This window comes from Streptomyces sp. SAI-127 (assembly GCF_029894425.1).
Taxonomy (GTDB): Bacteria; Actinomycetota; Actinomycetes; order Streptomycetales; family Streptomycetaceae; genus Streptomyces.
Window position 1 is genome coordinate 6,754,176 of sequence record NZ_JARXYJ010000001.1, and the last position, 19,281, is coordinate 6,773,456.

A 19,281-nucleotide genomic window follows, 5' to 3' on the forward strand; every position below is an offset into this window, starting at 1 on the left:
CGCGCGCCCGCGCCAGCCTGATCCCATGACGACCTACACCGCACGCCCCGTCGAACCGCGGGTCCTCAAGCAGCTCCGCACCGCCGACGACGCCGGCCGCCCCCCGGCCCCGTTCACCGACGACGAGGGCGGGGCGCCGCTGCGCTGCTGTCTGCGCCGCAGCGAGCCCGGCGAGCGGATCGCCCTCGTCTCCTACGCCCCCCTGCGCCGCTGGGCGGCCGAGACCGGCGCGCGTCCGGGGGCGTACGACGAGCAGGGCCCCGTCTTCATCCACGCCGGGGAGTGCGCGGGGCCGGCGGCCGGGGACGGATTCCCCTTCGCCGACGCGCACCGGACCGTCCGCCGCTACTCCGCCGACGGGCACATCCTGGGCGGCCGGCTGGTCGGGGCCGTCGGCGACGACGCCTTCCGAAACGCGTTCGACGACCCGTCCGTGGCGCTCGTCCACGTCCGGGCCGTCGAATACGGCTGTTTCCTCTACGAGGTGCGCAGGCCCTCGGCCTAGCCCTTGAGCTCGGCCGCCACCAGCTCCGCGATCTGCACCGCGTTCAGCGCGGCGCCCTTGCGGAGGTTGTCGTTGGAGATGAAGAGAGCGAGTCCGTGCTCGACCGTCTCGTCGCGGCGGATGCGGCCGACGAAGGAGGCGTCCTGGCCGGCGGCCTGGAGGGGGGTCGGGATGTCGGAGAGGGTCACGCCGGGGGCGCCCGCCAGGAGCTCCGTCGCGCGCTCCGGGGTGATCGGGCGGGCGAAGCGGGCGTTGACCTGGAGGGAGTGGCCGGAGAAGACCGGGACGCGCACGCAGGTGCCGGAGACCTTCAGCTCGGGGAGCTCCAGGATCTTGCGGGACTCGTTGCGGAGCTTCTGCTCCTCGTCGGTCTCGTTCAGGCCGTCCTCGACGAGGTTGCCCGCGAAGGGCAGGACGTTGAAGGCGATGGGGCGCTTGTAGACCTGCGGCTCGGGGAAGTCGACCGCCCCGCCGTCGTGGGTGAGCTTGTCCGCGTCGGCGGCGACCTTCTGCACCTGGCCGTGCAGCTCCGCCACGCCCGCGAGGCCCGAGCCGGACACCGCCTGGTAGGTGGTGGCGATCAGCGTCTGCAGGCCCGCCTCCGTGTCCAGCACCTTCAGGACCGGCATGGCGGCCATGGTGGTGCAGTTCGGGTTGGCGATGATCCCCTTGGGGCGGTCCGCGATCGCGTGCGGGTTCACCTCGGAGACGACCAGCGGGACCTCGGGGTCCTTGCGCCAGGCCGAGGAGTTGTCGATCACTACCGCGCCCTGCGAGGCGACCTTCTCGGCCAGAGCCTTGGACGTGGCCCCGCCCGCCGAGAACAGCACGATGTCCAGGCCGGTGTAGTCGGCCGTCGCCGCGTCCTCCACCGTCACGCCGTCCAGGACCGACCCCGCCGAGCGCGCCGAGGCGAACAGGCGCAGCTCCGTGACCGGGAAGTCGCGCTCCTTGAGGATCCCGCGCATGACCGTGCCGACCTGTCCGGTGGCTCCGACGATTCCGACCCTCACGGCGACTCCCTATCTCTTCACACTTGACCGAGGCTTTTCCATCATGCGGCCGACCCGGGTCCCCCTGTCCAATTCTTTGCGCTCCATGCCCGAGGAATGGACTGCCGGACGGTGTGACGTACACCTCTCGGCGATTTTCCGCGGGATCCGGCGAACGTTTCCGTGCGCTGCGGCGTCGTAGAGGAAACGCGGTGAGGGGGTGGCTTGTGCTGCGCAGAAAGGCACGCCGGGTCCAAGAAGGGGACGATCCCCTGGACGCGGCGCAGGAACGCCGGGTGCGGGCTGTGCTCGCCCTGGGCGGGGGTGCCGCAGGCGGACCTGCCGGACGGGGTGCAGCAGGTCCGCCTGCGGTTGCTGGAGCGGGCGGCGAAGGGGTACGAGGCGCCACGGGACGTGTCCGCGTGGGCCGCGGTCGTCGCCTCCAACCTCGCCATGGACTGGCACCGCGCCAAGAGGCGCCAGGAGCGGCTGGGGGAGCGGCTGGCCTCCCTGCGCCAGCACGAGCACCCCTCCGGGGAGGACACCAGCGTGCTCTCCCTGGCCGTCGCGCAGGGCCTGGACGAGCTGCCCGACCAGCAGCGCCAGGTCCTCGTGCTGCGGTTCTTCGCCGACCTGCCGGTGCGCTCGATCGCCCAGGAGCTGGGCGTCCCGGAGGGCACGGTCAAGAGCCGCCTGCACACGGCGGTCCGGGCCCTGCGTGCCCGCCTGCACGAGGACGAGGTGGTGTGAGATGACCGCGGAACACGACGGTCTCGATGCCTTGATGGCCGCCATCACCGACGAGCCACTGCCCGAGAGCGCCGCCGCCGACCCGGACTTCCTCGCCGAGCACCGCTCGGCCCGGGCCGACCTCGCCCTGCTGAGGGAGCAGCTCGCGATCATCGGCGGGACACTCGCCGAGGCGGCACCCGCCGCGAAACCCGTTCCCGTACGCCCCTCACGGGCCCGGCACCACGCCCGCACCTTCGCCTTCGGCACCCTCGCGGTGGCCGCCGTCGCGAGTGTGGTCACGGGCCTCGGCTGGCTCCTCGGGCACGGCGGTGCGGACAACCTGAGCTCGGCCGACTCGGGGTCCTCCAAGGCGGAATCCGGCGTCCGCTTCGGCAGCCCGTCCTACCTGGCCTGTGCCGTCACCGTCGCCGAGGGCGAGGTCACCGTGGTCAAGGAGCTCCCCACCACCGGGGAACTCCAGGTCACCGTGCATGTCACCCACTCCTACAAGCCGACCCGCCCAGTGGCGAACCTCACCTATGTGATCAGCGAGTACGACCTTCCCGAACCCCTGGCCAAGGGCACCCGCGTCCTGTTCGGCGTGACCGAGGGCTCGCCGAGCCCCGACCACTGGGTCGTGGGGGAGCAGGAGATCGCCCGGGAGCGGGCCTGGATCACCACCTCGCTCCCGGCCTCGCGCGGGCTCACCTGCTAGGGCACGGGAAAGGGCGGGCGCCCGTCGGACGCCCGCCCCTTGCCGCCGTACGGAGAAGTGTTACGGCGTGACCTTCTCGATCTTCACGTTGCCCACACCCGCGACCGTGCCGCGCGCGTTGACGAGGCTGACCTGGCCGAAGAACTCACGGCCCGCCGGGGCGGCCGCCAGGGCGGTGACGCTGCCGGAGACGGTCGTCGAGGCGCCCGTGGCGAGCTTCACCGGCGCGTCGGAGACGGTGACCGTGCCCAGGGTGCTGGAGAAGAACACGTCCTGGTAGTCGTACGCCGTGGAGCCGGCCGGGACCGAGTAGCCGGCGACCTCGATGGTGTACGTGCCGGCGGCGGGCGAGGCGACCGAGACGGCCTCCTCCGAGTCCCCGTCGGCGGCCTGGCCGACCACGGCGCCGGAGGCGTCGTAGACCGTCAGGTCCAGGTCGGCGGAGACGTCCGAGACGTTGCCGATGGCGACGTCGAGCGACTTCGCGCCCGCGGGCACCTCGACCGTGGTGGTCTGGGTGGCGCCCTCGGCGATGGTGGGACGGGCCGTCTTGGACGAGCCGAGCGGGCCGCCGGCCAGCTTGCCGTCGATCGCGGCGAGCGTGTTGGTCACCTTCCAGGAGGCGGTGGCCGGGGTGCCGACCTTGGCCTCGGGGACGGTCACGGTCTCCGGGTCGAAGAGCGCGCCGTAGACGGCGACGTCCAGCTTGTACGGGTTGTCGAGCAGCGGCGAGGTGCGGCGCGACTCGACCTCGATCTCCCAGACACCGGCCTGCGGGTCCGCGTACGAACGCGTGTCGGGCTTGCAGCCGTTGCCGTCGAGGTAGTTGTTGTAGCAGTACGGGGTGCCGGTGTTGTCGACCGGGACGCCGTAGGGGTGGATGGCGATGAACCGGGTCTGGCTCTTGTCCTTCAGCCCGCCGATCGCGACCTCGAGGGACTTGGCGCCCGCGGGGACGGTCACGAAGTACGACTGGGTGCTGTTGCGCTGCACGGTGTTCGAGGCGGTGTAGGTGTACTTCACCGGCGCCGAGACGACGACCGTGGTCAGGATCTGCTCATCGACGCCCTCGGTCCTCGGGTCGTCGACCTCCAGGATCGCGCTCTTGAGGCCCGCGGACCTCGGCTGGGCCTGGACCTTGACGGTCACCGGCTGGTTCAGCGGGAGCCTGACGTCGTCCTTGCCGAGGATCCGGAAGGTGTCACCGGCGTTGTTCGCGAAGTGCAGCTCGTGCGGGATCGCCTTGTCCGCGCCGGACGTACGGGTGATGGTGACGTCGTACGTCTTCTTCTGACCGGCCTTCAGACCGCCCTCGCGGTCGTAGAGACCGGTGCCGTAGCCCGGGGTCTTCAGGAGCTGGTCGATCGCGGTGTCGACCGGGGCCTTCACGGTGTAGTCGTGGGCGGTGGCGCCGTCCTTGATGGCGTCCCAGGCGTCCACGATGTCGATGAGGCCCGCGCCCTCCTCGTACGCCTGCACACCCTTGATGTGGTCGGCGGTCGAGGTCAGGGCGGTGCGCAGGGTGGCGGGCGTCAGCGCGAGGTGCTTCTGCTTGGCGGCGCTCAGCAGCAGCGCGGACGCGCCCGTGGCCTGCGGGGAGGCCATCGAGGTGCCCTGGAGCATCGAGTAGCCGGCCGGCAGGGTGTAGCCCGACTCGGCGACCGGGGAGCCCGGCAGCCAGGTCTGCGTGGTGTTGATGGCCGCACCCGGGGCGGACAGGGTCGGCGTGAAGCCGCCGTCCTCACGCGGACCGCGCGAGGAGAACGGCATCATCGCGTACTTCTTCTCCACGGCCGAGCCGTAGTTGGCGGCCCAGGTCGCCTTGGAGATGGTCGCGCCGACCGAGATGACCTTGTCGGCCAGGCCCGGGTCGCCGATGGTGTTCGCGCCGGGGCCGGAGTTGCCCGCGGAGATCACCAGCTGGACGCCGTAGGTGTCGATGAGGCGCGTGTAGAGCTCGGCGCGCGCGTTGTTGCCGTCGTTGAGCGCCGGCAGGCCGCCGATCGACATGTTGACGATGTCGACGCCGCGGTTGACGACGAGGTCGATCATGCCCTCGGTCAGCGCCACGTTGGTGCAGCCGCCGGTCCAGGTGCAGGCACGGGAGGAGACGAGCTTCGCGCCCGGGGCCGCGCCGTTCATCCGGCCGCCGAACAGGCCCTTGGCGGCGGTGATGCCGGCCACGTGGGTGCCGTGCTCGGACTCGATGACGCCGATGTTGACGTAGTCGGCCTTGTTGCCGGCGGCGTCGAAGACGACGTCCTTGCGGATCTCGACGACGAACGGCTGGCGCTCGGCCACGTCGGTCGACGGGTCGTCGGTGCCGAAGTACCCGACCTGGTAGCCGTCCTTGTAGGGCTTCATCGGCGTGTCGTCGCCGAAGTTCTGGTTGTTGTTCAGGTCGACCCGGACGGTCCCGGCGGCCTTGTCGTACAGCACGCCCCAGGTGTCGGTGGTGTCCCCGTCGCGGTTCGCGTCGCCCTTGGCGTCGCCGCCCGTGGTCGCGGCCTCGCGGAACAGGTTGACCTGGTACGACCCGGCGGGCGCCGTCCAGGTGCGGCCGTCGAAGGTGAAGCTCGGGCCGGAGACCGCGGTGGTCATGCGCCGCCAGGTGGCGTCACCGTCGGTGACCGGGTCGGTCGCGGTCACCCAGTCGACGATCTTCCGCTCACCGGTGGTGGTCTTCTGCAGCGCCGGGTGGCCGAGGTCCACGCCGGAGTCCAGGATGCCGATCGTGACACCGCGGCCGTCCGCCTTCGGGTGGTCCTCCACGAAGTCGACGGCGCCCGTCTCGAAGGACGGGTTGTACGGGTTCTCGGCGGGGGTCTTCGCGCTCGGCGCCGGGTAGGCCTTCGTGGCCTTGCTCGCGGCGCCCTTGGCGGTGTCGGCGCTCGGCGTCGGGTCGTCCAGCGGGATGTCCTGCTTGACGTCGATGCCGTGCACGGAGGAGAGCTTCGCGGCGGCGGCGATGGCCGAGTCCGCCTTCGCGGTGGGAACGGTCGCCCGGACGTAACCGAGCTTGTCGTACGTGAGGCCCACCAGGCCGCCCTTGACCGCGTCCAGCTCCTCGGCGACCTGCTCGGTCTTCCCCGGGGCGGTGGCGACCATCAGCGTGATGTTCTTGGCGCCGTCGGCCTTGGCCTCGGCGAGTGCGTCGGCGTCGTCCGAACCGAGCTTCTCGTCGGCGGACTTCAGGCCCGGGTCGGAGGCGGCGGGGGCGTCGTCCGCGGCGGCGGAGAAGGCCATGGGTATCGGCCCCGCCGCGGAGAGCGCGGCGACCAGACCGGCGGCCACCGCTATGCGCGCCACACGTCTCGCGCCCGATATCGGAGGGTGCTGGGGGGTGAGGGTCATCGGCATCCCTTGTAGGTAAAGGAACGAGCGGGTTGGTGACCGGGACCGATCGGTCCTGGTCACGGTGATCCGGAAGAAGACCCCGGATGACCGCACAGCTTTACGCATGGGAAGGATGTTTAGGGAGAGTTGACCGAATCGATATGGGTGTATGGGGAAAACCCGCGATGCCCTTTGGGGACATCGGTGAAGAGGCGTGTGAAAGCGGGCAATTCGCCTTGCGGGCCCTTTGGTTGGTCTTTCAGCTTGTTTCTTGCGAGGAGCCCCGGGCGGCCTCGCTTGGGTCGGGCGGCGCGAGGAGCGGCCGGGTCTGTGGTCCGGTCAAGGGGTCGCCACACGCCCTTGTGTGTCACTCGTTCAGGTGATCCACTTCGAACGTGCGGTGGCCTGTCGTGCGGGTGTGTACGTTCGGTGCTTGTGAAGCTGGTGGTGCAGGTCAGGCTGCTGCCGACGCCCGAGCAGGCGGCGGCACTGGAGGCAACCCTGCACGCCTGCAACGAGGCCGCCTCCTGGGTGAGCAATGTGGCCCTCGCGCGCGGGGAGTTCAAGAACTTCGCCCTGCGCCAGCACACCTACGACACCGTCAAGTCCCGCTGGGGGCTGGGCGCCCAGGCAGCCCAGCACGTCATCAAGAAGACGTGCGATGCGTACACCACACTGAAAGCGAACCTGAAGTCCGGAAACCTCGGCAGGCCCGGCTCCCAGCGCTACCGCCGGGCCACCGAGAAGCCGATCTCCTTCCGCCCGCAGGGTGCGCAACCCTACGACGACCGCATGCTGTCCTGGCAGATCCCTGGCCGCACGGTCTCGATCTGGACCACCGCCGGGCGGGTCAAGAGCGTGGCATTCACCGCTTCCGCGGAGCAGCTGGCCACCCTGGCCCTGTACCGCAAGGGCGAGTCCGACCTGCTGGAGCGGGACGGCATGTGGTTCCTGAACGCCACCTGCGAAGTCCCCCAAGCGCCGCTGAACACGGAGCCGGTGGACTTCCTCGGGATCGACCTGGGCATCGTGAACATCGCCACCACCTCCGACGGCGAGATCCTGGCCGGGCGCGAGCTCAACCGGCTCCGCACGCGCGAGCGCAGCCTGCGTGCCAAGCTGCAGAAGAAGAGCACCCCGTCCGCCAAGCGCCGGCTGAGGAAGCGGCGGCGCAAGGAGGCGCGGCGGGCGAAGGACATCAACCACAAGATCGCGAAACATGTGGTGGCCGAGGCAGAACGCACCGGTCGCGGGATCGCCCTGGAGGATCTGACGGGGATCCGCGAGCGGGTACGGCTTCGCAAGCCCCAACGGGCCACCCATTCCAGCTGGGCCTTCCACCAGCTGGGGCAGTTCATCGCGTACAAGGCCCGCCGCGCGGGGGTGCCGGTGGTGCACGTCGATCCGGCGTACACCTCCCGCACCTGCGCCGAATGCGGCCACATCGACAAGGCGAACCGCATCTCCCAGGCCTGGTTCACGTGCCGGAGCTGCGGATTCGTTGATCACGCAGACAGCAACAGCTCCCGCAACATCCGCGCCAGAGCGTGGGAGTTGTGGCGACGCGGGGCCCAGTCAACGGCCCCTGCCCCGCCCCGGACACCTCGGGGCGGTACTGGACGCAAACGCAGCATCACCGCCAGTGATGCCCGTTGTGCAAGCCCGGCGCTTTAGCGTTGGGCAGTTGACCCCTTCTTCAGTACCAGCTCCGTGTTCCGGTCCCCCGAGCCGCCGCCGAGCTTGTTGCTGGAACCGGGGGCGTTGTAGGCCAGTTCGCGGTAGAGGGCCGCGAGGCCGGTCTGGGAGAGGTCGGCGAAGTCGGTGCGGTGGGGGGCCGCGGACTCGACCAGGGTGGTGAAGACCGAGATCGTGCCGTCCTTGTTGTCGGTCAGCTCGATGACCCGGGCGAGGTGCGGGAAGTCGATGTGGGAGGCGGTGGAGATCTCCCAGAAGGAACGGCCGTCGGGGGCGGAATGGGCGGTGATCACATTGCGGTGGATGTGGCCGTTGACCCAGGCGAGGACGTTGCGGTGACTGGCGAGGAGGGCGACGACGTCCTGGCCGCCGTACCGCCGCTCGCCCGGGTGGGCCGGGTCGGGGCGGGTGTTGTCCATCGAGTCGCTGGTGTGGTGACTGAAGACGACCACGTAGGAGTCCTTGTTCTCCCGCAGCGTCCGGTCCAGCCACCGGAGTTGCTTGGCGCCGATGGACCCCTGGTAGTGACCGCCCGGGTCGGTGGTGTCGAGGCTGACGCCGATGACGTCGTCGGCGATGCGGAAGCTGTAGTACTGGGTGCCCGCGTCGAGGTTGGCGGTGGAGTAGCCGTGGCCGACCGGGCCCACGCCCCGGTGCGCGGGGTCGAGGTGGGCCGCGAGGTAGTCGCGGGCGGTGTAGGGGGCGCGCCGCTCGTCGGGGGTGACCGAGCGCATGTTCCGGGCGTGCGCCTTGAGCAGGTCGCGGAAGGCGTGGCCCTGGGGGTCACTGGCCTTCCTGATCATGTCCTGGAGCTTCTTCGACTCGGACGCGGGCAGCGACATGAGCTTCTTGCCGCCGACGGCGTATTCGGCGAGCCAGGAGTCGCCGTGGCCGTAGCAGCCAAGCGGCAGGCTGTCGTGGTTGCCGACCGTGGAGTACCAGGGGATGTTGAGGCCGGGGCTGTTGAGCTCCCGGATCGCGGCGGCCAGATAGCCCGTCAGGTGCGGGAAGCCGAGCTGCTTGTCGGCGTCGCGGGTGCTCGAGTCGGGCTGCCAGTACTGCTTGAGGCCGCTGTTCTGGACGCCCTCGTAGTGGCGCGGGTCCCCGGAGTTGGGGGTGATGCGGCCGCCGCTCATGACGGTGAGGAACCAGTCCAGCTCGGTGCGGGAGTTGTTGTCGGTGTTGTCGCCGGTCGTCATCGCGAACTGGAGCGGGGCGCCGGTGGCGGGGGCGCCCCGCAGCGCGTTGATCCGCTCGACGAGCGAGATCGCGCCCGGCACGGTCAGCGCCTCCTGGGGCCGCCAGGCGTGCACATCGGTCGAGCGCAGGTACTCCAGGCGCAACGGGTGCTGGCTGTCCATCAGATGCAGGTCGGTGAGCTGCACGAACGCGGCCAGCGGGGTACGGCGGCCGGCCCGCCCGGCCTTCGGGGCGGCGAGGTCGGAACGCACCTTGCGGCTCCAGCCGGCGCCGTCGCCCAGCCGCCGGTAGCCGGAGCTCGTGCGCGGGGCGGCGATCGAGGCGACGGTGGTGCCGCGGGTGTAGGGGGCGAGGGGGGCCTCGACCGGAGCGGCCTTGTGGACGGACTGGGCCACCGGCGCCTCGGCGTGGCCTGCGGTCGTCGCGGCCTGGCTGTCGGTGGGCCGCAGGGCGTAGCCGACGCCCGTGGAGACGGCGGCCGCGCCTGCGGCGGCGAGGACGGTGCGGCGGTGGACCCCCAGCGTGGTGCTGGCGACAGAGCGTATGCGCGACATGGCGCGATCTCCCCGAGTGCGAACTGCGTCGGCAGTGGTCGCGGGAGTCGCCGGTGCGAATTTCCCGCTCGCTCTGGATGCTTGGCACCGGGAATGACCTGCGCGTGAACGAGACGGCAACGCGCAACGCCGATCACCGTACGTCGATCTTGGGCCACCCTGCGCGTTCGGGAGCGCTCGTCGAACGGCCCGAGGGCGGTCACTCCGTGTTCATCTTGCGGGGTACGACACCTATTCCGCGGGCCGCCCGGCCATCGGCCGCTCCCGCCACAGCCGCAGGCCGAAGTCGACCAGCGGCACCCGGTTCAGCCCGGGTACCGCGTCGAGGTCGTGCCACTGGGCCATGTCCGTGGAGCCGCCGACCTCGAACCGCAGCTCGCCGCCGGTGATGCGGGCCTCGTACACGAGCCCCACGCCGTGGTGGTCGACGGTGCGGCCGAAGCGGCGGCGGAGCGGGGGCCGGTGGGACCTGACACCGAGCAGGCCGGTGGCCTCGACGCGGTAGCCCGTCTCCTCCTCCACCTCCCGCAGGACGGTGTCGTGGGGGTCCTCACCGTGCTCCATGCCGCCGCCCGGCAGCGTCCACTCCGGCCGGCCGCCGTCGATCCAGCGGGCGAGCAGGATCTGTCCGTCGCGGACGCATATGGCGTAGGCCGCCACCCTCAACGTCTTGCGCATAGGAGGAAGTTAGTGCGCCGGGTCCGGATTGGCCGGTGAGTATTCGGGCGCGGACCAGCGCAGGGGGAGCGCCGACGGGGTCTCGACGGTCTCCCGTACGGTGAAGCGGACCCTGCGGTCCTCGCCGAACTCGGTGCTCGCCTCGCCGGTCAGCTGGAGGGCCGTGCCGGTCGTCCAGTCGAGGAACAGCAGGCCGGCCCGGGGATCGGCGGCGAGGTTGCCGAGGGTCAGGAACATCGAGTTGCCCGGGTAGTCGCGCCAGCTGAGCTCGCCCGGTGAATCGACGCGCACGAAGCCGGGGTTGCCGCCCCGGTGGCTGACGTCGGCGCCGCCCTCGTGCACGGTGGCCAGGAAGAAGGTGTCGGCCGCCGACACGAACTCGGCCTGTTCCGGGGTGAGTTCACCGCCGTGCCGTGTCTCGCCCCGGTGCCGGTCGGCCACGACCTCGTACGACGTCCTCCTCTGCAGGTACTTCGGGCAGTTCGAGAACACCTGGTCGGCCTCGATCGCGAACCCCCGTGCGGTGGGCCCGAGTCGGCCGTTGAGGCGCATACGGCGGCGGGTGCGGGGGTCGAGGGCGATCGTGCCGACGGGTGTGCCGGGCGTGGTGAAGGCGGTGGCGAGGGGGTCGGCCGGGGACCAGCCGCCGGTGACGGAGATCCGCTGCGGGCCCGTCGCCCGGACGAAGCCCGGCGCCCCGGTGAGCGGCGACGCCCAGACCCGGCCCGTCGAGGGGTCGGCGGCGCCGGCGACCAGCAGCGGCTGGAGCTCCAGGAAGGCCGCGGCGACCTCCCGGATGCCCCGGCCGACGGAGCGGCCCACATGATCGGCCTGCTCGCGCACTCCCACCCGGTCCTGCACGGCCCGCGAGCCCGCGTGATAGACCCCCATGGCTAGAAGAACCCGCAGGTCGGAGCCGTACCGGAGGGGGCCGGGGCCTCCTCGGCGCCGCTCGGCACGGAGATCTCCAGGCGGGTGCCGTCGGGGTCGTGGAAGAAGATGCCGCCCGACCCCGCGCCCTCGCGGTGGGCGACCACGCCGTCGTAGGCGAAGTCCACCCCGTACGCCCGCAGCGCCTCCTCGTACTCCCTCACCTTCTCGATCGTGTCCGCTTCCAGGGCGAGGTGGTGCAGGCCCGCGCGCTCGGCGGCGTACGGCTGCTCGGCCTGCTGCCAGAGGGTGAGGACGAGGTTCTCGCCGTCGCCGAGGAAGGCGTAGCGACGGCCTTCCTCCTTGCCCTCGGCGAGTGGCGTGAAGCCGAGGACGTCCCGGTAGAAGGCGAGCGAACGGTCGAGGTCGGTGACGTTCAGGCCGATGTGGCCGGTGCGCAAGGTCACGGCTGTCCCCTTCAGCTTGGAAGACTCGCATGTTTAACCCTTGTAGATGACTTTAAGGGTTAGGAGCGGAGGATGCAACCGGTCACGTACTCTTGACCGGTTAGTACGGAAGGGAGCCCCCACATGCCCGTCACCCGCGACCCCCGCCCGCTCACCGGCGAGCCGCTCGCGCTCGACCTGCTCAATACGCGGTGGATGAGCGAGGGAACCCTCCAGGACCTCCTCACCGACGTGGACGGGCTCGCGGCGTGGCTCGACTTGACCGGACTCAGCGGCGGTTACACCCCCGACGGCAGGATGCTGCGGCACGTCCAGCAGGCCCGGGACGCCCTGCGCACGGCGGTGGACGGGTCACTCGAGAAGGGGGCACCCCTGGTCGACGCCGTGCTGGAGCACGGGCGGGTCCGGGTCTCTCTCACCGCGCAAGGGCCCGTCGAGCGGGCCGAGTTGAGCGACCCCGGCTGGGGACCCGCCTGGCTCGCCGCGCGCAACTACCTGGAGCTGCTCGCCGCCGCGCCGGACCGGATCCGGTCATGCGCCCACGACTCGTGCGTGCTCCACTTCTTCGACACGTCGAGGAACGGCACCCGGCGCTGGTGCTCGATGGCGACCTGCGGCAACCGCGCGAAGGCGTCCCGGCATTACGCGCGCAGCAAGGACGTGTCAACTGCCCAGCGCTAAAGCGCCGGGCTTGCACAATGGGCATCACTGGCGGCGATGCTGGGTTTGCGTCCAGTCCTGCCCCGAGGTGTCAGGCGTGCAGGGTCGTTTCCGGTGCCGCCGCCTGCTCGGGCGTCGGCAGCAATCTGAACTGCACCACCAGCGTCACAAGCACCAAACGCACACACCCGCACGACAGGCCACCGCACGTTCGAAGTGGATCACCTGAACGAGTGAACGAGCCGTCTCGCGTCGCGGTCTCCGCCGGAGGTGACCCACGGCAGCTCCGCGCCGCGCCCTTGACGATGCGATTCCTCCCGGGCGTCACTGCCGATGCCCTTGCAAGAATTAGCTGAAACCGGCTCAACCAGCCGTACTCACCTCAACCTTCCCCCTCCGCCGCGGGTCTCTCCCGCCGATCACGCTCGCCGAGCGTGCCCGAACAGGGGGAAGACATGACGGTACGTACGACAGTGGTGGTGGCGACGACGGCGGTGGCGCTCACGGCCGGCTTCGCCGCGCCGGCGATGGCGGCCGGCGCCGGGACCGGGACCAGGTCCGGCGACCATGACGCCACCCGGAAGGCCGTCCGCGCCGCCGTGAAGGACGGCGTCCCGGGCGTGACGCTGACCGCGAAGGACGGCGGGAGGACCTGGTCGACCACCGCCGGGGTCGGCGACCTCAGGACGCACGCGCCGCGTTCGGCGGACGACCGCTACCGCGTCGGCAGCATCACCAAGACCTTCGTCTCCACCGTGCTGCTCCAACTGGAGGCGGAGGGACGGCTGTCGCTCGACGACACGGTGGAGAGGTGGCTGCCGGGCCTGGTCCACGGCAACGGACACGACGGCAGCCGGATCACCGTCCGGCAGCTCCTCAACCACACGAGCGGGATCTTCAACTACACCGCGGACGAGACGTTCGGGCGCACGTACTTCCTCAAGGACGGTTTCCTCGAGCACCGTTACGACACGAAGACGCCCGAGCAGCTCGTCGCGATCGCCATGACCCACAAGCCGGACTTCGCGCCGGGCGCGTCCTGGAACTACTCCAACACCAACTACGTCGTGGCCGGCATGGTGATCCAGAAGGTCACCGGACGGTCGTACGGCGAGGAGATCCGGCGCCGCGTCATCGACCCGCTGCATCTGACCGCCACCTCGGTGCCGGGCACCCGTGTCAACGTCCCGCAGCCCAGCAGCCGGGCCTACTCCAAGCTGGCGCGGACGGCGACGGGACCGACGTACGACGTCACGAGGCTGAATCCCTCCCTCGCCTCCTCGTCGGGCGAGATGATCTCCGACTCGGCCGACCTGGACCGTTTCTACGCGGCTCTGCTGAAGGGCCGGCTGCTCCCGCCGAAGCAGCTGAAGGAGATGAAGACCACGGTGCCCGTCGAGGGCCTCCCGAACGCCGGTTACGGCCTCGGTCTCATCGACCGCGAGCTCAGCTGCGGGGTCCACGTCTGGGGTCACGACGGCGGCATCCACGGCTCGAACTCCGTGGCCGTGACCACGGCCGACGGCCGGCACTCCGTCGCCTTCAACTTCAACGGCGACTGGTCGGGGGACACCGACGCGGTCGTCGAAGCGGAGTTCTGTGGCGAGTAGTCGCACCGACTCGGACACGAAGCACGCAGTTCATCCGGACGTAATATCCGTACCGCCTCATATCGGCTAACCCGCACTTCACGGGGATGGCTCGATCTGTGTGCAAGGCGGGTGGTCGTGTGCGTACGGGACACGAACTGCGAGTGCTGTCGGTGTACGAGGGTTTCTTCTCCGGCGGGGCCCGGATCGTGCACAGCGACATCGTGCTGGGCCTCGCCGAGGGCGGCCAGCACCATCAGGTGCTGAGCCTGCACGGCGAGGTCCACCGGGAGGCGACCCGGCAGCGGATGGAGGACGACACCTGCTACCGGGCGCTGACCGCGGCCGGAGTGGGCGTGACCTCCCTCGGGCGCACCTTCCGGAGCACCGGCGTTTCGGCCGGTTTCACCGGACCGGAGCTGGCCGGAACGGCCCGGGCGACGGCCGGCGCGGACGTCATCGTCTCCCTCAAGGAACAGCCCCTGGCGCTGCTCAACCAGGCGGGCCTGCCGCGCCGCCCGGTCGTGGTCTGTCTGCACCGCTCCGACCCGGAGAACCAGGGCACCGCCCTCGACGAGCTGAAGGCGGCCATCGCCGACGGCACGGTCGTCGCCTGCGTCTGCTGCGCCGAGTCGACCCGGGCCGCGTACCGGGCCGCCGGGATCCCCTCCGACCTGCTCCACGTGATCCCCAACGGCGTCGACCTCTTCCGCTTCCGCCCCGACGCGGCCCGCCGCCTCGCGGTCCGCACGGAACTCGGCATCGACTCCGCGGCCCCCGTGGTCGTCTTCGCCGCCCGTTACGACGGCATGAAGAACGTCCCCCTGCTGCTCGCCGCCGCCCGCGCCTGGCTCGGCCGGGTCCCGGACGGGCAGGTGCTGATGTGCGGGGCGGGCATGACGGCGGAGAACCCCGGGCTCACCGCGGACCTCGCGACGGCGTTCGAAGGGGCGACGACCCTGGCGGACCGGGGGGTGCGTCTGCTGGGCGTCCGAAGCGACATGGAGATGCTGTACGCCGCCTCCGACGTCGTCGCCCTCACCTCCGCCTGGGGCGAGGCGGCCCCGCTGTGCCTGATCGAGGGCATGATGTGCGGCGCGGTCCCGGTGGCGACGGACGTCGGCGACAGCGCGGTGATCGTGGCGGGCCGCGGCCTGGTCACGGCCCCGGATCCGGAGGTGATCGCGGCGGCCTGGTCACAGGCGGTGGCCGTACGCGCCGACCTCGCCCCGGCCCTAGCGGCGAGCCGCGAGCGCTTCAGCCGTACGAGGATGATCGCGTCGTACGCGGCCCTGCTGGACCGCGTCGCCGCGGGCGCCGCCCGCCCCGCGCTGCCCGGCCCGTTCTGACAGCCGCGCGCGCAGCGAGGAGGGGCCCGGCTCCCCGGCGCCGTGGCCCCTCCTCTCCCCTCCTGGTCCTGCCCCGGTCCGTCACTACCGGGGCAGCACCACGACATACGCGGCGGGATCCCGGTCGCCGGAGGCCATGAGGGCCGTACGGACCACCGTCGCCTGCTGTTCCATCGCGTCCCGGAGTTTGCGGGGGGTGATGTGGACGACCGTGATGCCGAGGCGCTCCAGGTGTTCGCGCTTGCGGGCGTACTCGGACCAGAGGGCGTCGTCGTCCTGCCGGTGGCGCTGCCGGGGCGCGCGGGTGTCGAGTTCGACCGCCACCGCCTGCTCCGGCCAGTACGCGTCCAGTCCGCCCAGGTGCGGCCCGCCCGGCAGCCTCAGATCCACGTTCCACACCGGGTCCGGGAGGCCGTACTCCTGGACCATGCGGTACAGGCGGTCCTCCGCGATGGCGCGGCCCTCGGCGAGCAGGGAGTCCACCGCGTCCACCACGTGCGGGCGGCTGAGCAGCCTGGCCTCGTTCAGCTCCCGGACGACGGCGGCCGGTTCGCAGTGGCCGCCGCGGACCGCCTCCGTCAGCAGCCGGCGTACCGCGCCCGCGTCCGTCAGTTCGGTGACCGCGTCGGCGAGGGCGCGCGCGACCGGGGCGACCGGGACGCCGGTGACCTGCTCGGCGGCCGGGAGCGCCGACGTGCGGACGATCCGCGCGCCGCCCGCCGAGCGCAGCCGGCGCATCCTCGGGACCAGGACGTCGATCCGGTCCAGGGAGAGCAGCGGCGGGGTCGAGCTGAAGCCGTGCAGCGTCAGCGCCGCGAGACCGGTGATCATCGCCTCCGCGTACATCGGGCGGTGCGGGTCCTCCGCGCCCGGCTGCGCCGGGACCCCGGCGGCGGTCTCCCGTGCCGCGTACATCAGCACCGCGTGCAGGCGCTCCTCGCTGGTCGGCGAGCCCGGGTGGAGCAGGTAGACACCCGGGAGGATCTGCTGCCAGGGGCCGCCGGGCCGGCACTGCTCGTTCGCCTCGGCGACCGAGACGCCGGTCGTACGGAGCCGGCCGGCCGTCACGACACGGCGGTGCACCTCGGAGAGGTGACGCAGGGGGCGGGGGGAGAGCGGGGGGAGCGGGGCGTTGTGGTTCATGCAGCGGAGATTCCCGCGTCCGGTCCGCCCGATAGCCGCTGTTACACGGCTGTCGACAAATGCGGACAAGGCAGTACTAAAGGACGGGTGTTCGGGTGCCGAGTAGAGAGCGAAACCCCTGGTCCATTCGGGTGGGACCAGGGGTTACGGCTGCTATTGAACGGATTTCGTAACGGCTACCGGGAGCCCAAGCTCAGGCCAAAGGTCATCCGTGGTTGACGGCCCGCGCATCGCACTCCTGTCCCCGCAGCGCCCGCGCCAGATCGTCCCGCCCTTCCAGCACCAGCCTGCGCAGCGCCGGCGCCGCGTCCTCGTGGGCCGCGAGCCACGCGTCGGCCGCGTCCAGCGTCGTCCGCGGGTCCTGGAGGGAGGGGAACAGCCCGGAGACGGTGTTCATCGCGATCTGGATCGAGCGGTCCTGCCAGACCCGCTCGATCACCGCGAAGTACTTCTCCGTGTAGGGCTCCAGCAGGTTCCGCTGGGACGGCTGGTTGAACCCCGAGATGGTGGCCTCGGCCAGGGCGTTGGAGAGCGCGTCGGACTCCACGACCTGCGCCCACGCCTGCGCCTTCACCGCCTCGGACGGACGGGCGGCCAGACAGCGGACCTGATGGCGCTTGCCGGACGCGGTGTCGTCGCGGGCGAGTTCGGCGGCCAGCGCCTTCTCGTCGGCCACGCCCCACACGGTCAGCGGCTGCAGGAAGGCCCACCGCAGCTCCTGGTCGACGGTCAGCCCGTCGATGGTCGCCGTGCCGTCCAGCAGGCCCTGCAACAGGTCCAGGCCGGCCGGGCTCTCGGCCGTCCGCGCGAAGAACCGCGCCCACGCCAGCTGCTGTTCGCTGCCCGGCTCGGCGGCGAGCAGTTCCCGCTCGGCCCCCTCGGCGAGCAGCCCCGCACCCCGGTCGCGCCATTCGGGCGCCGCGTAGTGCACGACCGCCGACTCGGCCCAGGCGTGCAGCATCTGCAGGACGCCGATGTCGGACTCGCGGCCCGCGAAGCGCAGCACGATGTCGATGAACTCCCTGGCCGGGAGCAGCGCGTCCCGCGTCATGTTCCACAGCGCCGACCAGCACAGGGCGCGGGCGAGCGGGTCGGTGAGGTCACCCAGCCCCGACTTCAGGGTCTCCAGGGAGCCCGCGTCGAAGCGGGTCTTGCAGTACGTCAGGTCGTCGTCGTTGACGAGCACGAGCTCCGGCGCTTCAGCACCGGCCAGCTCCGCCACGACCGTCCGCGGGCCGTCGACGTCCACTTCGGCGCGCGCGTACCGTTCCAGCGCACCGCCCCCGGAGCGCCGGTACAGCCCCACCGCCACCCGGTGCGGCCGCAGCTCCGGGTGCGACTCGGCCGCCTCCTGCACGACCGCCAGCTCGTCGACCCGTCCCTCGGCGCTCAACAGCACCTGCGGGGTGAGGGAGTTGACCCCGGCCGTCTGCAGCCAGGACCGCGCCCACGCGCCCATGTCCCGCCCGCTGGTCTCCTCGAGCACCGACAGCAGATCGCCGAGGCGAGTGTTGCCGTACGCGTGCCGCTTGAAGTAGCGCCGCGCGCCCTCCAGGAACGCGTCCTGGCCGACGTACGCGACGAGCTGCTTCAGTACGGAGGCGCCCTTGGCGTACGTGATGCCGTCGAAGTTGAGCTTGGCGTCCTGGAGGTCGCGGATGTCGGCGGTGATGGGGTGCGTGGAGGGCAGCTGGTCGGCGCGGTAGGCCCAGGCCTTGCGGCGGTTGGCGAAGGTGATCCAGGCGTCCTCGAAGCGGGTCGCGCCGACGTTCGCGAAGGTGCCCATGAAGTCCGCGAAGGACTCCTTCAGCCACAGGTCGTCCCACCAGACCATGGTGACCAGGTCGCCGAACCACATGTGCGCCATCTCGTGCAGGACGACGTTGGCCCGGCCCTCGTAGGACGCCTGGGTGACCTTGCCCCGGAAGATGAACTCCTCGCGGAAGGTGACGAGCCCCGGGTTCTCCATCGCGCCGAGGTTGTACTCGGGCACGAACGCCTGGTCGTACTTCCCGAAGGGGTACGGGTAGTCGAAGTGGTCGTGGAAGAAGTCCAGGCCCTGCTTGGTGACCAGGAAGACGTCGTCGGAGTCGAAGTGCGGGGCGAGCCCCTTGCGGCACAGGGCACCGAGGGGGATCTCCAGCCGGGTGCCGTCCTCGAAGACGCGCTCGTAGGAGTCCGTGACGTAGTGGTACGGGCCCGCCACCACACAGGTGATGTACGTCGAGATCGGCTTGGTCTCCGCGAACCGCCAGACGCCGTCGCTCTCCGAGCCGGCCCCGTTGCTCCAGACCACCCATCCCTCCGGCGCCCGCACCTCGAAGCGGAAGGGCGCCTTGAGGTCCGGCTGCTCGAAGTTGGCGAAGACGCGGCGCGAGTCGGCCGGCTCGTACTGCGTGTAGAGGTAGACCTCGCCGTCCTCGGGGTCGACGAAGCGGTGCATGCCCTCACCGGTGCGGGAGTAGGCGCACTGGGCGTCGACGACCAGTTCGTTGTCGGCGGCCAGGTCCTCCAGGGCGATCCGGGAGCCGTCGAAGACCGCGCCCGGGTCGAGGTCCCGGCCGTTCAGCGAGACCGCCGTGACGCTCGGCGCGATCAGGTCCACGAAACTCGTGCCCCCCGGCTCGTTGCACCGGAAGCGGATCGTGGTCACGGACCGGAAGGTGCGCGGGCCGTCCCCGGCCTGGTCGCCGACCGCCGAGCGCAGGTCGAGGGACACGTCGTACCCGTCGACGGACAGCAGGGCGGCCCGCTCCCGGGCCTCGTCGCGGGACAGATTCTCACCGGGCACGGGCG

Annotated in this window: 14 protein-coding genes and 1 pseudogene; 7 read left to right on the plus strand and 8 right to left on the minus strand. The window is 71.1% G+C overall.

All coding sequences use genetic code 11. The features are described from left to right. The first annotated feature begins 25 nt into the window (after window positions 1-25). Complete coding sequence (locus M2157_RS31175; RefSeq protein ID WP_280857654.1) at window positions 26-505, plus strand: DUF1203 domain-containing protein; 480 nt, start codon at window positions 26-28, stop codon at window positions 503-505. Here M2157_RS31175 and M2157_RS31180 read toward each other — a convergent pair. Next, the gene (locus tag M2157_RS31180) at window positions 502-1,518 is read right to left on the minus strand and encodes an aspartate-semialdehyde dehydrogenase (RefSeq protein ID WP_266523508.1); all 1,017 of its coding nucleotides are present in this window, start codon (window positions 1,516-1,518) and stop codon (window positions 502-504) included. The two genes, M2157_RS31175 and M2157_RS31180, sit on opposite strands and share 4 nt — an antisense overlap. 206 nt (window positions 1,519-1,724) lie before the next feature. On the opposite strand from M2157_RS31180, the pseudogene M2157_RS31185 reads away from it, so the two are divergent. Then, window positions 1,725-2,247 (plus strand): annotated as a pseudogene (locus M2157_RS31185) (sigma-70 family RNA polymerase sigma factor). Between the two features lies 1 nt (window position 2,248). Further along, complete coding sequence (locus tag M2157_RS31190) at window positions 2,249-2,944, plus strand: hypothetical protein (protein ID WP_280857653.1); 696 nt, start codon at window positions 2,249-2,251, stop codon at window positions 2,942-2,944. Between the two features lie 60 nt (window positions 2,945-3,004). Here M2157_RS31190 and M2157_RS31195 read toward each other — a convergent pair whose 3' ends face one another. After that, on the minus strand, window positions 3,005-6,298 hold the full coding sequence (locus tag M2157_RS31195) for a S8 family serine peptidase (protein ID WP_280866851.1): 3,294 nt from the start codon (window positions 6,296-6,298) through the stop codon (window positions 3,005-3,007). A gap of 417 nt (window positions 6,299-6,715) precedes the next feature. On the opposite strand from M2157_RS31195, the gene M2157_RS31200 reads away from it, so the two are divergent. Further along, the gene (locus tag M2157_RS31200; RefSeq protein WP_280866852.1) at window positions 6,716-7,954 is read left to right on the plus strand and encodes a transposase; all 1,239 of its coding nucleotides are present in this window, start codon (window positions 6,716-6,718) and stop codon (window positions 7,952-7,954) included. Here the strand turns inward: M2157_RS31200 and M2157_RS31205 are convergent. From M2157_RS31205 to M2157_RS31220, 4 genes are all read right to left on the minus strand, one after another. After that, entirely contained in the window at window positions 7,951-9,729 is a 1,779-nt protein-coding gene (locus M2157_RS31205; protein ID WP_280857650.1) for a TIGR03767 family metallophosphoesterase, read from the minus strand. The two genes, M2157_RS31200 and M2157_RS31205, sit on opposite strands and share 4 nt — an antisense overlap. 231 nt (window positions 9,730-9,960) lie before the next feature. Then, the gene (locus M2157_RS31210; protein WP_280866853.1) at window positions 9,961-10,407 is read right to left on the minus strand and encodes an NUDIX hydrolase; all 447 of its coding nucleotides are present in this window, start codon (window positions 10,405-10,407) and stop codon (window positions 9,961-9,963) included. Window positions 10,408-10,416: 9 nt separating this feature from the next. Further along, complete coding sequence (locus M2157_RS31215) at window positions 10,417-11,298, minus strand: pyridoxamine 5'-phosphate oxidase family protein (protein ID WP_280866854.1); 882 nt, start codon at window positions 11,296-11,298, stop codon at window positions 10,417-10,419. Between the two features lie 2 nt (window positions 11,299-11,300). Then, the gene (locus tag M2157_RS31220; RefSeq protein WP_280857647.1) at window positions 11,301-11,744 is read right to left on the minus strand and encodes a VOC family protein; all 444 of its coding nucleotides are present in this window, start codon (window positions 11,742-11,744) and stop codon (window positions 11,301-11,303) included. A 123-nt stretch (window positions 11,745-11,867) separates the two neighbouring features. Here M2157_RS31220 and M2157_RS31225 point away from each other — a divergent pair, with 123 nt between their 5' ends. The 3 genes from M2157_RS31225 to M2157_RS31235 all read left to right on the plus strand — a co-directional run bounded on the left by M2157_RS31225 (window position 11,868) and on the right by M2157_RS31235 (window position 15,342). Further along, window positions 11,868-12,425, plus strand: coding sequence for a CGNR zinc finger domain-containing protein (locus M2157_RS31225; RefSeq protein WP_280866855.1), 558 nt, complete (start codon window positions 11,868-11,870; stop codon window positions 12,423-12,425). 434 nt (window positions 12,426-12,859) lie between these two features. Further along, window positions 12,860-14,014, plus strand: a complete 1,155-nt coding sequence (locus tag M2157_RS31230) for a serine hydrolase domain-containing protein (RefSeq protein WP_280857645.1) — start codon at window positions 12,860-12,862, stop codon at window positions 14,012-14,014. A gap of 143 nt (window positions 14,015-14,157) precedes the next feature. Further along, entirely contained in the window at window positions 14,158-15,342 is a 1,185-nt protein-coding gene (locus M2157_RS31235; RefSeq protein ID WP_280868299.1) for a glycosyltransferase, read from the plus strand. An 84-nt stretch (window positions 15,343-15,426) separates the two neighbouring features. Here the strand turns inward: M2157_RS31235 and M2157_RS31240 are convergent, their stop codons facing one another. Together M2157_RS31240 and pepN are read right to left on the minus strand one after the other, a co-directional pair. Further along, window positions 15,427-16,485 (minus strand): hypothetical protein, encoded by a 1,059-nt coding sequence (locus tag M2157_RS31240; protein WP_280857644.1) that lies wholly within the window; start codon window positions 16,483-16,485, stop codon window positions 15,427-15,429. Window positions 16,486-16,690: 205 nt separating this feature from the next. After that, window positions 16,691-19,276, minus strand: coding sequence for an aminopeptidase N (gene pepN, locus M2157_RS31245; RefSeq protein ID WP_280866856.1), 2,586 nt, complete (start codon window positions 19,274-19,276; stop codon window positions 16,691-16,693). Between the last annotated feature and the right edge of the window lie 5 nt (window positions 19,277-19,281).